This window comes from Bradyrhizobium sp. CCBAU 51753 (genome assembly GCF_015291565.1).
Taxonomy (GTDB): Bacteria; Pseudomonadota; Alphaproteobacteria; order Rhizobiales; family Xanthobacteraceae; genus Bradyrhizobium; species Bradyrhizobium ivorense.
Genome location: NZ_CP030037.1, coordinates 2,891,490 through 2,905,272 on the forward strand (window position 1 = coordinate 2,891,490; position 13,783 = coordinate 2,905,272).

General features: G+C 65.2%; 11 protein-coding genes. 6 read left to right on the forward strand and 5 right to left on the reverse strand.

Annotated features, from left to right (window positions below; translation table 11 throughout):
• Positions 1-61 precede the first annotated feature (61 nt).
• Both XH93_RS12910 and XH93_RS12915 read right to left on the reverse strand, forming a co-directional pair.
• A complete protein-coding gene (locus XH93_RS12910) occupies positions 62-1,300 on the reverse strand; it encodes a PLP-dependent aminotransferase family protein (protein WP_194473794.1) in 1,239 nt (412 codons plus the stop codon).
• Positions 1,301-1,360: 60 nt separating this feature from the next.
• Positions 1,361-1,903 carry a DUF3124 domain-containing protein gene (locus XH93_RS12915; RefSeq protein WP_371814994.1) on the reverse strand — a complete coding sequence of 181 codons (543 nt, stop codon included), beginning with the start codon at positions 1,901-1,903 and terminating at the stop codon, positions 1,361-1,363.
• A gap of 58 nt (positions 1,904-1,961) precedes the next feature.
• On the opposite strand from XH93_RS12915, the gene XH93_RS12920 reads away from it, so the two are divergent.
• The 4 genes from XH93_RS12920 to XH93_RS12935 all read left to right on the forward strand — a co-directional run bounded on the left by XH93_RS12920 (position 1,962) and on the right by XH93_RS12935 (position 7,493).
• A complete protein-coding gene (locus tag XH93_RS12920; protein ID WP_194473795.1) occupies positions 1,962-3,713 on the forward strand; it encodes a cation:proton antiporter in 1,752 nt (583 codons plus the stop codon).
• 244 nt (positions 3,714-3,957) lie between these two features.
• Positions 3,958-5,034 (forward strand): 3,4-dihydroxy-2-butanone-4-phosphate synthase, encoded by a 1,077-nt coding sequence (gene ribB, locus XH93_RS12925; RefSeq protein WP_194473796.1) that lies wholly within the window; start codon positions 3,958-3,960, stop codon positions 5,032-5,034.
• 188 nt (positions 5,035-5,222) lie between these two features.
• On the forward strand, positions 5,223-6,437 hold the full coding sequence (locus XH93_RS12930) for an acyl-CoA dehydrogenase (RefSeq protein ID WP_139487409.1): 1,215 nt from the start codon (positions 5,223-5,225) through the stop codon (positions 6,435-6,437).
• A gap of 135 nt (positions 6,438-6,572) precedes the next feature.
• Positions 6,573-7,493: an MBL fold metallo-hydrolase gene (locus XH93_RS12935; protein WP_194473797.1), complete on the forward strand. Its 921-nt coding sequence runs from the start codon at positions 6,573-6,575 to the stop codon at positions 7,491-7,493.
• 173 nt (positions 7,494-7,666) lie between these two features.
• Here the strand turns inward: XH93_RS12935 and XH93_RS12940 are convergent, their stop codons facing one another.
• Both XH93_RS12940 and XH93_RS12945 read right to left on the reverse strand, forming a co-directional pair.
• A complete protein-coding gene (locus XH93_RS12940; protein ID WP_194473798.1) occupies positions 7,667-8,521 on the reverse strand; it encodes a DUF1499 domain-containing protein in 855 nt (284 codons plus the stop codon).
• Positions 8,522-8,765: 244 nt separating this feature from the next.
• Complete coding sequence (locus XH93_RS12945; RefSeq protein WP_194473799.1) at positions 8,766-10,394, reverse strand: fatty-acid--CoA ligase; 1,629 nt, start codon at positions 10,392-10,394, stop codon at positions 8,766-8,768.
• 76 nt (positions 10,395-10,470) lie between these two features.
• On the opposite strand from XH93_RS12945, the gene XH93_RS12950 reads away from it, so the two are divergent.
• Positions 10,471-11,634 (forward strand): extensin family protein, encoded by a 1,164-nt coding sequence (locus XH93_RS12950; protein ID WP_371814996.1) that lies wholly within the window; start codon positions 10,471-10,473, stop codon positions 11,632-11,634.
• Between the two features lie 23 nt (positions 11,635-11,657).
• Here XH93_RS12950 and XH93_RS12955 read toward each other — a convergent pair whose 3' ends face one another.
• A complete protein-coding gene (locus XH93_RS12955; RefSeq protein WP_139487413.1) occupies positions 11,658-12,335 on the reverse strand; it encodes a L,D-transpeptidase in 678 nt (225 codons plus the stop codon).
• 341 nt (positions 12,336-12,676) lie between these two features.
• Here XH93_RS12955 and XH93_RS12960 point away from each other — a divergent pair, with 341 nt between their 5' ends.
• Positions 12,677-13,654, forward strand: a complete 978-nt coding sequence (locus tag XH93_RS12960; protein WP_139487414.1) for a magnesium transporter CorA family protein — start codon at positions 12,677-12,679, stop codon at positions 13,652-13,654.
• Positions 13,655-13,783: the final 129 nt, after the last annotated feature.

Below are 13,783 nucleotides of genomic sequence, written 5' to 3' on the forward strand. Positions count from 1 at the left end.
ATAGAAGTCACCCCGTCATTGCGAGCGAAGCGAAGCAATCCATCGCGCCGCAAGCGAACAGCTAACCACGCTTCTCCACGTTGCTGCTGCGCGCGGGCACGCCGAACTCCTTGCGGCAGACCTCGGCGAGCACGGCGACGCCTTCGCGGATCTGCTGATGCGAGGGGCTGGCGAAGCAGAGTCGCAGCCGGCTGCCGGAGTGGGCCTTGCTGGTCGACCATTCCGGCCCCGGGTTGATCGAGACGCCGGCGGCGAGCGCCGCCTGATAGAGTTTGAGCGTATCGACATGGTCGGGCAGCTTGACCCAGAGGAAGATGCCGCCCTGCGGCGCCTCGAACTCGGCCGCGGTGCCGAACTGCTCGTTGAGCGCCTCCATCAGGGTGTCGAGCTTTGCGCGCAGGCCCTTGGTCAGCTTCGGCACGTGGGTGGAAAAATGCGGCGCGCAATATTCGGCGAGCACCATCTGCTCCAGCGCGCCGGAGCCGGCGTCGGTCTTCAGCGCCAGCATCCGCGACATCATTTCCCAGGGCGCGACGATGAAGCCGACGCGCAGCGCCGGCGCGATCGACTTCGAGAACGAGCCGATATGGATCACGCCGCCATGCCTGCTCATGGCGTAGATCGCCGGCGGCCGCTGGCCGCTCCAGATCAGGTCGGCATAGCAATCGTCCTCGAAGATCGGCACGCCGTATTCCCGCGACAGTTTCAGCATCTCGGCGCGGCGGCTTTCCGGCAGGATCGAGCCGGTCGGGTTCTGCACCGTCGGGATGGTGTAGGTGTATTTCGGCGTGATGCCGCGCCGCTTGTGGTCGGCGAGCGCTGCTGCCAGCGCGTCGATCCGGATGCCCTCGGCATCGAGGGGAATGCCGACCGCGTTGACCCCGAGCCGGGTCAGCCGGTTCAGCGAGCCCTGATAGGTCTCCTGCTCGATCAGCACGGTGTCGCCCTTGGCGAGCAGGGTGTGGTTGACGAGATCGAGCGCCTGCAGCGAGCCGGAGACGATCATGATCTCGTCCGCGGTGCAGGCAATGCCGGCGTCGCGCTTGAGCTTCTTGGTGAGGAATTCGCGCAGCGGCAGATAACCCTGCGGCCCGTGGGCGAGGTTGTAGGTCGCCAGATTCCGGCCCTCGCGCTTCAGCACGGCGTTGACCGCTTCCAGCAGCCCATCGACCGGCACCTGGTCGGGATCGTTGTTGCCGCCGACGAAGCTGTATTTGGCGAGCCCGGTCCACCGCGCCGCCGGCGCAGGCAGGCCGGCCGGGAGCAGGGGTGCAAAATCGAACTGGGCTGAGGTGGACATGGCTGTTTCGCTCCGTGTTGTTGTCATTGAGAACGCCGCCGGGAGCGGCCTTCCCTGAGGTCAGTTCTTGCCGACCAGCCTGATCGGCCGGCCCTGGGTGATGAAGGCATAGTGCCCGGGGCCGACGCTGCCGACCATCAGGGCCTCGACCACCGGTTCCGCGATCTCGCCCGCGGCCGCCCAATCCACCACGAAATTGGCGCCGGTGCCGCCACGGGTATCCGCCGTGGCGATGAAGATCTCGATGGTCGCAAACGGTTTTAGCGCCACCGGCGATTTCAGGTAGCTCTCCACCATCTTGCCTGATGTGTCGAAATAGGCGATCCGCTTCAGCACCAGCGGCTTGGTCTCGGAGGCGTTGTGCACGCTTAGCGTCGCCGAGAAATCGGCCCGCAGCTTGCCCTGGCTCATCGTCACGCTGGAATAGACCGGCACGTAGAAGGCCCCGGAGGCGGCGAGATTTTCCGAGGGCATCGCGGTCAGCGAACTTGCAAAGTTTTGCTCAATACTTCCGGCGCCTTGCGCTACAGCCTCGCCCATGCGCAGGGTAAGCAGGCAGCTGAGAATCGCCAGAAAAATGCCGCCTGCGCGGATGTGACACATTGCTCGTTTGATCCTCACGCCGGGCCCTCTAGGTTGCGGCAACAGAAAAACTTGGCGCATGCACGAACTTATTCGCGATATCACCCTCTGTATCCTGTTTGCCTGGGGCATTGGGCTGATGGCCCATTTCTCCAGGCAGCCGCTGATCCTGGCCTACCTTATCGCCGGCTTTTTCATTGGTCCATTCGGCATGGGCTGGGTCAAGTCCCAGGAATCGATCAGCGTCATCTCCGAGCTCGGCCTGATCTTCATGCTGTTCATGATCGGGCTCGAGATCGACCTGAAGAAAATCATCCGCGCCGGCAAGGTGATCCTGTTCGCCGGCGCCGGCCAGCTGTTGGGCGGCTGCCTGATCGGGGCGCTGTTCTTTGCCGCTATCGGCCTCGCGCTCGGAGGCGGCAAGTTCGACGCGATCTATCTCTGCGTGGCCTGTGCGCTGTCCTCGACTGTGATCATCGTCAAGGTGCTGTACGAGAAGCGCGAGCTGGACACACTGCCGGGCCGCATCACGCTCGGCATCCTGGTGCTGCAGGACATCTTCGCAATCCTGTTCCTGGCGGTGCAGCCGAGCCTCGACAATCTGCAGATCAGTGTCGTGCTGATTTCGATCGCCCGCGTCGCGGTGCTGGTCGCGACTGCCCTGGTGCTGAGCCGATACATGCTGCCAAAGCTGTTCCACCAGATCGCGCGCCGGCCGGAGCTCGTGCTGCTCGGCGCGCTGGCCTGGTGCTTCCTGATCGGCGAGATCGCCGAGCGGCTGCATCTGTCGCGCGAGATGGGCTCGCTGGTCGCCGGCGTCTCGCTCTCGACCTTCCCCTACGCGCTCGACGTCACCGCCAAGGTGACGACGCTGCGGGATTTCTTCATCACGCTGTTCTTCGTCGCGCTCGGCATGACGATCCCGATTCCGGGACTCTCGGTGATCGGGCTGGCGCTGATCATCGCGGCGTTCACGGTGGCGAGCCGGCTGCTGACGACCTTCACGCCTCTCTACCTGATGAAGCAGGGCCTGCGCGCCAGCCTGCTGCCGGCGATCAACCTCGCGCAGATTTCCGAGTTTTCGCTGGTGATCATCCAGACCGGAACCGCCGCCAACCACATCGCGACCGAGACCGCGAGCGCGGCCTCGTTCGCCTTCGTGGTGCTGGCGGTGCTCTCGACCTTTGCCATGGGCCGCAGCGACCAGATCGTGCGCGGCCTGATCGGGCCGTTGAAGCGGATCGGGCTGCGCGACCTCGATCACGGCCAGGCCGGTGAGGCCAAGGGCGAGGGCGGCCAAGAAGCTGGTCACGAGGGCGGTCATGGCGAAATCAGGCGCATCGTCATTCTCGGCTTCTTCCGCGCGGCGAGCGCGCTGCTCAGCCAGATCGAGCGGCAGAACCAGTCGCTGCTCGAGCAGATCAGCGTCGTCGACTTCAATCCGCTGGTGTTCCGCACATTGAGCGACCGCGGCCTGCACGTGATCTATGGCGACATCAGCAATGTCGACACCCTGGTCCATGCCGGGATCGGCAAGGCCGAGATCATCATCCTGAGCGTGCCGGATTTCCTCTTGGTCGGCGCCGACAACGAGAAGCTGGTGCGCCATGTCCGCGCCCTGAACCCGACCGCGAAGGTCGTCGCCACCGCCGACCTCTTGGCCGATGTCGACGACCTCTATGCCGCCGGCGCCGACTACGTCACGGTGACCCGGCTCAGCGACGCCGGCGAGCTCTATGCCGTGATCGAGGCCGTGGACGCCGGCCTGCTCGACGACAAGCGCGCCGAGATGGACGGCAAGCTCAGCGACCGCCGCGAGGTGCTGCCGTAAGGCGGCGCACTGGTTCACCTCTCCCCATCGGGGAGAGGTCGGCGCGTAGCGCCGGCTCAGGTCCCGCGAGAGATCGCAACCCCTCACCCGGATCGCATCTAGCGATGCGATCCGACCTCTCCCTATGGGAGAGGTGAAAGGCCCTGGCATACCTGTCCAACGCATGGCGGGTTGCATAATGATACTGGCGCGCCGTTCGGAACCCGGCTAATCCACTGGCTGCGAACAGTGAGACGTCAGGACAATGGCCGATACGATCCAGGAAGTGCTGCAAGCCTTTGCGAAGGGCGAACTCGTCGTCGTCACCGACGATGACGATCGGGAAGGCGAGGGCGATCTGATCGTCGCCGCGTCGTTCTGCACGGCGGAAAAGATGGCCTTCATCATCCGCCACACCTCCGGCATCGTCTGCGCGCCGATCACCACCGAAGATGCGCGCCGGCTGCGGCTCGACCCGATGGTGGCGCACAACGAGTCCAATCACACCACCGCCTTCACCGTCTCGATCGACTACAAGCCCGATGGAGGCACCGGCATCTCCGCCGAGGAACGCGCCTCCTGCTGCCGCGCGCTCGCCAATCCAAATGCCGGCTCCGCCGACTTCGCACGCCCCGGCCACATCTTCCCGCTGATCGCCCGCGACGGCGGCGTGCTGCTGCGCTCCGGCCATACCGAGGCCGCGGTCGACCTCTGCAAGCTCACCGGCCTGCCGCCGGTCGGCGTCATCAGCGAGCTGATGAACGACGATGGAACCGTGATGAAGGGCGAGCAGGTCGCGAAATTCGCCGCCGCCCACAAGCTCAAGCACGTCACGATTGCCGACATGATCGCCTACCGCCAGGCGCGCGAGAAGCTGATCGAGCGGGTCGCGACCTTCACCACCGAAAGCCCGATCGGCCCGCTGCAGGGCTATGCCTATCGCTCGCCGTTCGACGAGATCATGCATGCCGCCTTCGTCTATAACGGCATCGGCGACGGCCGGAATGTGCTGACGCGGCTGCACAAGCCCAACATCGTGAAAGACCTGTTCACCGGCCAGGCGCGAATGGAAGCGGTGCTGCGGCAATTCAAGGACGCCGGCCGCGGCGTGCTGGTATACATGCGCGACGGCGCGGCCGGCGTTCCGGTCGAGCCGGTCGGCGAGAGCAAATCGGCGGAGGCCGATCGCCACAAGCAGTGGCGCGAAGTCGGCGTCGGCGCGCAGATCCTGCGCGATCTCGGCGTCACCTCGATCCGCAACCTGACCTCGTCGGTGCACGACTACAAGGGCCTGTCCGGCTTCGGCATCGAGATCGTGTCGAACGAGAAGTTCGATAGCTGACGATTGTCATTCCGGGGCTCGCGAAGCGAGAACCTCAGGGGCGCAATTGCGCCCCGGGGAATCTCGAGATTCCGGGTTCTCGCTTCGCGAGCCCCGGAATGACGGTGAAGGGATCACCAATTGCGCTTTGCAGCATAGCGCTTTAATTTATCCGCCAATTTCCGAGACACGATGCGAAAGGATGTTTCATGAGCGTGAGCCCCAAGGCCAAGGACAAGCCGGCTGCGGCCAGCTTCCAGTGGGATGATCCGTTCCTGCTCGACGACCAGCTCACCGAAGACGAGCGGCTGATCCGCGACACCGCGCGGGCCTATGCGCAGGACAAGCTGCTGCCGCGGGTCACCAAGGCGTATCTGGAAGAAAAGACCGACCGCGAGATCTTCAACGAGATGGGCGAGCTCGGCCTGATCGGCGTCACGCTGCCGGAGGAATATGGCTGCGCCAATGCGAGCTACGTGGCCTATGGCCTGGTGGCGCGCGAGATCGAGCGCGTCGACAGCGGCTATCGCTCGATGAACTCGGTGCAGACCTCGCTGGTGATGTATCCGATCTACGCCTATGGCGACGAGACCCAGCGCAAGAAGTACCTGCCGAAGCTTGCGACCGGCGAGTGGGTCGGCTGCTTCGGCCTGACCGAGCCGGACGCCGGTTCCGATCCCGGCGGCATGAAGACCCGCGCCGAGAAGGTCGCCGACGGCTACAAGCTGAACGGCGCCAAGATGTGGATCTCGAACGCGCCGATCGCCGACGTCTTCGTGGTCTGGGCCAAGTCGGCCGCGCATGACAACCAGATCCGCGGCTTCATCCTGGAGAAGGGCATGAAGGGCCTGTCGGCGCCGAAGGTCGGCGGCAAGCTCTCGCTGCGCGCCTCGATCACCGGCGAGATCGTGCTCGACAACGTCGTGGTGCCGGAGAGCGCGCTGCTGCCCAACGTCTCCGGCCTCAAGGGCCCGTTCGGCTGCCTCAACCGCGCCCGCTACGGCATCTCCTGGGGCGCGATGGGCGCCGCCGAGGACTGCATGCACCGCGCGCGCCAGTACACGCTCGACCGCAAGCAGTTCGGCCGGCCGCTCGCCGCCACCCAGCTGGTGCAGAAGAAGCTCGCCGACATGGAGACCGAGATCGCGCTCGGCCTGCAGGCCAGCTTGCGCGTCGGCCGCCTGATGGACGAGGGCAAGATGGCGCCGGAGATGATCTCGATCGTCAAGCGCAACAATTGCGGCAAGGCGCTCGACATCGCCCGCGTCGCGCGCGACATGCACGGCGGTAACGGCATCCAGATCGAGTATCACGTGATGCGCCACACCGCGAACCTGGAAACCGTGAACACCTACGAGGGCACCCACGACGTCCACGCCCTGATCCTCGGACGCGCGATCACCGGCATCCAGGCGTTTTCGTAAGGTCCCTGGCGCCGTCATTCCGGGGCGATGCGTCAGCATCGAACCCGGAATCTCGCGCCGCATTCTTTTCCCTCACTTCGAGATTCCGGGTTCAGCCCTGTCGGGCTGCCCCGGAATGACGCCAGGGAGGTCACCATGACCGACAACGACGACATCCCGTTCAACCGCGATTTTCCGCTGAAGCCGGGCGTGGTCGAAGAGGTCCGCCCCGGCGTGCGCCGCGTGCTCTGCAACAACCCGAGCCCGTTCACCTTCACCGGCACGGTCAGCTACATCGTGGGAACGGGCAAGGTCGCGATCATCGATCCCGGTCCGGATGACGAGGCGCATGCCAAAGCGCTGCTTGATGCGGTCAAGGGCGAGACCGTGACGCATATCCTGGTCACCCACACCCATCGCGATCACTCGCCCAATACGCCGCGGATCAAGGCCGCGACCGGCGCGCCTGTCTATGCCGAGGGGCCGCACCGCGCCTCGCGGCCGCGCTTCGAGAGCGAGAAGCACAATCCGGAATCCGGTGCCGATCGCGACTTCCGTCCCGATGTGCAGGTCAAGCATGGCGACGTCATCGAGGGCGCGGGCTTCGCGCTGGAGGCGGTCGCCACGCCCGGCCACACCGCCAACCATCTGGCGTTTGCCTGGCCCGAGCGCAGCATCAATTTCGTCGGCGACCATGTGATGGGCTGGTCGACCTCGATCGTGGCGCCGCCCGACGGCTCGATGATCGACTACATGGCCTCGCTGGAGCGGCTGGAGCAGCGGCCCGAGCAGCTCTATTTCTCTGGCCACGGCCCCGAGATTCCGGAAGGCCCGCGCTTCGTGCGCTTCCTGGCGCGTCACCGCCGGGCGCGCGAGACGTCGATCCTGCATCGGCTCGGCAAGGGCGAGGCCGACATCCCGACCATGGTGCGTGCGATCTATATCGGCCTCGATCCGCGGCTTGCCACGGCCGCCGGCTATTCGGTGCTGGCGCATCTGGAGGACCTGGTCGGACGCGGCATCGTAGTGACGGACGGCGATCCCGTGATCGGCGGGACGTACCGGCTGGCCTCTTAACCTCTCCCCGTACTTCACGGGGAGAGGTCGAAATTCGAGCGCAGCTCGAATTTCGGGTGAGGGGCAGGCCACAGGTTCGATCTCACCGTGGTGCCCGCGGATAGAGGCCCCTCACCCCAACCCTCTCCCCGCAAGAGCGGGGCGAGGGAGCGCACCAGTGGTATGGCGGCGCCTTACTTCTTCACCGTCTTCGCGGGCGGCGCCTTCGGCGCAGCGGGCGCCTTCTTTGCCGGCTTGTCCTTGTCGTTCTCGGCCGCGGTGTTGATGTCCTCGATCAGCTTCTTGACCCGCGCGGCGTTGCTGCCGAGATCGGTGTCGAAATAGCGCGAGGCCGAGCGGATATCGACGCGCGAGTCGTCGCCGTCGGGCGTGACGCGGATCGACACGTCCTCGCGCAGTCCCATGATCGGCGTGCGCGCCACCGCCTCGATCCGGCCGATGCGGCGCGGCAGCTGCGGTGCGCGCTCGTCGATGACCAGCCACTTGCGGCGATGCACCAGCCGCAACGTCGCCTCATAGGCGCGGTCGACCGGAATCTCGAGCTCGACGGTCTCGATATCGGGATACGCGCGGCGCTGCTGCTCGGCCGAATAGAGGCCGGCATAGACCGCGGGATTGGTGCCCTCGCCGGTGCGCAGGCGCGCCAGCGCCTCGAATCTCGGCGGGTCGATCGGATCGGTGGTGATGTCGTAGATCCGCGGCAGCTTGCGGTACTGATAGGCGAGGTAGCCGGGGTAGGCGAGCACGGCAGCGTCGATCAGGAAGGCGAGCAGGATGCGGCCCATGCCGCGGGTGCCGTTCTGCCAGATCGCGGCGAAGGCGCCGAGCCCGATCAGGATCGAGAGCGCAGCGCAGCCGAGCGCGCCGAAGAAGGTCGCCAGCGCCGGCTTCACCTCCAGGAACCCGAAGCGGACGATGATGATCGAGACCAGTACCGCGACGACGGAGAAGATGGCGAGGTTGCGCGACCAGGTGGCGAGACCGGAGAAGGGTTCCTCCTGGTAGGGAGCGGAAAACCTGCGGGCCATTATCGCTCAAATCTGCCGGTTGCTGCTTGCCGGGCCATGAGGCCGGGCGCCAATGGCCCCGTGAGACCATGGACCTGCGGCAAATTCAAGGGATTTGGGCCACGGCGGGCGTGTTCTTCCCTTCTCCCCTTGTGGGAGAAGGTGGCGCGAAGCGCCGGATGAGGGGTCTGTCTCCGCGGAGAGAACCCCTCACCCGCCTCACTTTCGCTCGGCACCCTCTCCCACAAGGGGAGAGGGTAAATCGTCACGCTGCGGCGTTTGGGAAACTGTAGTCCTTGAACTGGTCGCGCAGCGCGGTCTTCAGGATCTTGCCGGTGGCGGTGTGCGGAATGCCATCGACGAAGGCGACGTCGTCGGGCATCCACCATTTCGCGATCTTGCCGTCCATGAACTTCAAAATGTCCTCGCGCGTCGCGCTCTGGCCCTGCTTGAGCTGCACGATCAAGAGCGGCCGCTCGTCCCATTTCGGGTGATGCACGCCGATCACGGCGGCCTCCGCCACCGCCGGGTGGCCGACCGCGAGGTTCTCCAGATCGATCGAGGAGATCCATTCGCCGCCGGACTTGATCACGTCCTTGGAGCGGTCGGTGATCCGCATGTAGCCGTGCTCGTCCATCGTCGAGACGTCGCCGGTGTCGAAATAGCCGGCGTCGTCGAGGATGCTGGCATCGAGCCGGAAATAGGCCTTGGCGATCGCAGGACCCGAGACCTTGAGGCGGCCAAAAGTCTTGCCGTCCCACGGCAGCTCTTTGCCGGCATCGTCGGTGATCTTCATCTCGACGCCGAACGGCGGGTAGCCCTGGGTCTGCAGGATGTCGAGCCGCTCCTCACCGGTGCGCGTAGTGAACGGCGGCTTCAGCGTGGCGAGCGTGCCGAGCGGGCTCATCTCGGTCATGCCCCAGGCGTGGCGCACCTGGCTGCCCATGTCGAGGAAGGCCTTGATCATCGAGCGCGGCATCGCCGAGCCGCCGCAGATCACCATCTGCAGGTCGGGCAGCTTGAGATTGTTGGCGGCCATGTATTGCAACAGCATCAGCCACACCGTCGGCACGCCGGCGGTGTGGGTGACCTTCTCGGTCGACAGCAGCTCATAGACCGAAGCGCCGTCGAGCTTGGGGCCGGGCATCACGAGCTTGGTGCCCATTGAGGGCGCGGAGAAGGCGATGCCCCAGCTGTTGGCATGGAACAAGGGGACCACCGGCAGCATTGTGTCCGAGGCGGAGGTGCCGAGCGCGTCCTTCGAGTTCGCCATCAGCGCATGCAGCACGTTGGACCGGTGCGAATACAGTACACCCTTGGGATCGCCGGTCGTGCCGGAGGTGTAGCACATCGCCGCCGCGGTGTTCTCGTCGAAGGTCTTCCACTCGAACTTGCCGTCGGAGGCCGCGATCCAGTCCTCATAGGCGACCACGTTCTTCAGCGTGGTCTGCGGCATGTGCGCCTTGTCGGTCAGCACGATGTAGCGCTCGACGCTCGGCAACTGGTCTGCGATCTTCTCCAGCACCGGAACGAAGGTCAGGTCGGTGATGACGATGCGGTCCTGGGCGTGGTTGATGATCCAGGCGATCTGCTCTGGAAACAGCCGCGGATTGACCGTATGGCAGATCGCGCCGATCCCCATGATGCCGTACCAGACCTCGAGGTGGCGCCAGGTGTTCCAGGCGATGGTGGCGACGCGGTCGCCGAGCTTGATGCCGTCGCGTTCCAGGCTCTGCGAGACCTTCAGCGCGCGGGCATGGATTTCGGCGTAGTTGGTGCGATGAATCGGACCTTCGACCGACCGCGTCACCACCTCCTGCGTGCCGTGATATTTCGCGGCGTGCTCGATAATCTTGTGACACAGCAAAGGCCAGTCTTGCATCAAGCCAAGCATACGCAAATCCCTCCTCAATCCTCGCGCATGATCTGCCGGCATCTTGGGCGGCCGGCAGTGAAATCATGGAACTGACATGAACTGTAGCGCGGAGAAAGCAAGCCGAAAATGGCCTGTTGGCGCGTTTGGTCGCGCCCGCGCGGCAATGGTTACCGCTACGGTCGCGCTGCTGTGGCTTGGCATGCAAGCGGGTCCCGCCGACGCCGCCCGTCGCTCGGCGGGCTTTCCGTGGGACGATCTGTTCGGCACACGGCCGCACCGGCCGCGCGCGCCCGTGCGCCGCGCCGTCGTGCCGTTGCCGAAGCCGCGCCCGGCGGAGGCGCCGGCTGCGGCCGAGCCCGATCGGCCCGCGGCCAAGCCGGCGCCATCGGCAGCGCCCGCCGAGGCGGCCAAGCCTGCTGAGACCAGCAAACCTGCCGAGGCAGCCAAGCCGGCCGAAACAGCCACGCCGCAGCCCTCGGCCTGCCGGCAGGCGCTGACCGAGGAGATCGCGATCGCACCGAGCATTCCCGACATTCACGGCGCGGGCGGCTGCGGCGGCGAGGATCTGGTGCGGCTGGAGGCGATCGTGCTTTCTGACAAGCGCAAGGTCGCGGTGAAGCCGGCCGCGATTCTCCGCTGCAAGATGGCGAGCGCGGTCGCCGACTGGATCCGCTCCGACATCGCACCGCTGGTGCAGGGGCAGGGCGGCGCGATCAGCGCGCTCGACAATTTCGACTCGTTCGAGTGCCGCGGCCGCAACCGTGTCGCCGGTGCGCTGCTCTCCGAGCACGGCCGCGCCAATGCGCTCGACGTGCGCGCCTTCGGCCTTGCCGACGGCAAGTCGATCTCGTTGACCGACCGCAGCGTGCCGCGCAGCTTGCGGGAGACCGTGCTGCATTCAGTCTGCACCCGCTTCTCGACCGTGCTCGGTCCCGGCTCGGACTGGTATCACGAGGACCACATCCATCTCGACCTGATGGAGCGCCGCAACAACTACCGGATCTGCCAGTGGGACGTGTATGACCCGCTGCCGCAGACAGCGCCGCTGTTGCCGGCCGAGCGCCCCGAGGAGGCGCCGCCGCGCGAGGTCGCCGCCAAATCCGACGGCGGCAAGGACGAAAGGTCGAAGGCCGACACGTCGAAGCCCGACGACGGCAAGCCGGATGCGGCAAGGTCAGGCGAGGCGGCCGCACCCAAGGGCGCAGCCGAAGCGAAATCGCAGCCAACAAAAAAGCGCCGGCAAAGCCGGCGCCCTTGATCGCGTTGGCGATGGTGTGCGGATCAGTAGGTGGCGCCGCCGCCGCCCTGCAGCGCCATCTGCGGCTTGTAGGGGCTATCGCCGTGCTTCGGCTCCAGCACCACCACGATGGTGCCGAGCTTGACGCGGTTGTAGAGGTCGATGACGTCCTCATTGGTCATGCGGATGCAGCCCGAGGAGATCGAGGCGCCGATATATTCCGGCTGGTTGGTGCCGTGGATGCGGAACAGCGTGTCCTTGCCGCCCGAGTAGAGATACATCGCGCGCGAGCCCATCGGATTGTCCGGGCCGGGGGCGACGAAGGTCGGGACGCCGAGGCGGGAGATTTCGCCCGGGGTCGGGTGCCAGGCCGGCCATTCGGTCATGCTGCCGACCTTGGCGATGCCGGACCAGGCCATCGCCTCTTCGCCGACGGTGATGCCGTAGCGGATCGCCTTGCCGTCGTTCAGCACGTAATAGAGGTAGTGGTTGTCGGAATCGACCACGATGGAACCGGGGGCTTCCTTGCGGTGATACTCGACGATGGCGCGGCGGAACGGCTCGGCGACCGGGGTCTTGACGTAGGTGGTCTTGGCCAGCAGTTCCTTGTCGCGGGGCTTGAAGTTCGAAGTGTTGGTTGCCTCGTAGGTTGTGGCCTGCATGCAACCAGACAGCATCAGGCCCGCGGCCAGGATACCCAGGGTAACTTTCAGCGACGACATGATTTAAATTCCAATCGAAAATCTGCGCCTCAAAGCGCCAATATCGCGCCCCAAACGCCACGATTCCATTAATGGCATTATTGCCGAAACCTGCCATTCTTCCCAGCGTTTAGATGCTTCTCCCGCATCGCGGGACACAATCTGTGGCTTTTTTGCCGCAAGTGTTCTGGCGCCGGGCCGGTTTTTGTGCAAACAGGCAACGGTCGCCCCGAGTCGGCGCCGCGCTACCGCCCTTTGGCCGCCACAAATATGGATGCCCGGTTAATGCGCCGGTCATGAAGCGCCGACCAGAATCGCGTTAAGTCCGCCGGTCCTGCCCGCCCCGTTTCGTGGAGTTCCTGATGCTGTCGGTGTACGTCCCGTCCGATTTCGCCCTGAAGAAGGGCGCCACCAACGACCTGGCGGCGCTGCCTGAGGCAGCGGTCTGGGTCGATTTGGTGAACCCGACGGTGGAGGAGGACCGGGCGGTCGAGAAGCTGGCCGGGATCGCGGTTCCGACCCGCGAAGACATGCAGGAGATCGAGATCTCCAGCCGCCTCTATATCGAGAACAGCGCGCGCTACATGACCGCGACGCTGATGTGCCAATCCGACACCGACATGCCGCGCACCACGGCCGTCACCTTCATCCTGACCGGCCACCGCCTGGTCACCGTCCGCTACGACCTGCCGAAGCCGTTCGCGCTGGTGGAGAACAAGCTGGCCCGCTCCTGCGCGCCCACCATCACCGGCGAGCAGGTGCTGATGGAACTGCTGGATGCCGTGATCGACCGCTGTGCCGACATTCTGGAACGCTGCGGCGCCGACATCGACGAGGTCTCCCACGACATCTTCGAGCCCGAGAGCGAGCGCCACGGCCAGGCCAAGCGGTACTCGCAAATCCTGATCGCGATCGGCCGCAAGGGCGACCTGACCTCGAAGGTCCGCGAAAGCCTGGTCTCGATCGGCCGCCTCGTCACCTTCCTCTCGGCGGTGGTGGAAGGCGTGAAATGGTCGAAGGACATGCGCGAGCAGCTCAAGACCATGCAGCGTGACGTTTCGTCGCTGACCGACCACGCCTCCTACCTCTCCAACAAGATCACCTTCGTGCTCGACGCCATGCTCGGCGTGGTCAATCTGGAACAGAACAACATCATCAAGCTGTTTTCGGTCATGGCGGTTGTCCTGATGCCGCCGACGCTGATCGCCTCGATCTACGGCATGAACTTCAAGGTGATGCCGGAACTCGAATGGGTGCACGGCTATCCCTTGGCGCTCGTCGCCATGCTCGCCGCGGCGGTCGTGCCGTACTGGATCTTCAAGTGGAAGAAGTGGCTGTAGGGCCTATTTTCAAAGCATGATCCGGAAAAGCGTGGAGCGGTTTTCCCTCGCGACAAACGCGGAGCGTTTGCGCGGAGATCATGCTCAAACGAGAAACGCGCGCGTCGCATTTTGGGATTGAGGCAACTG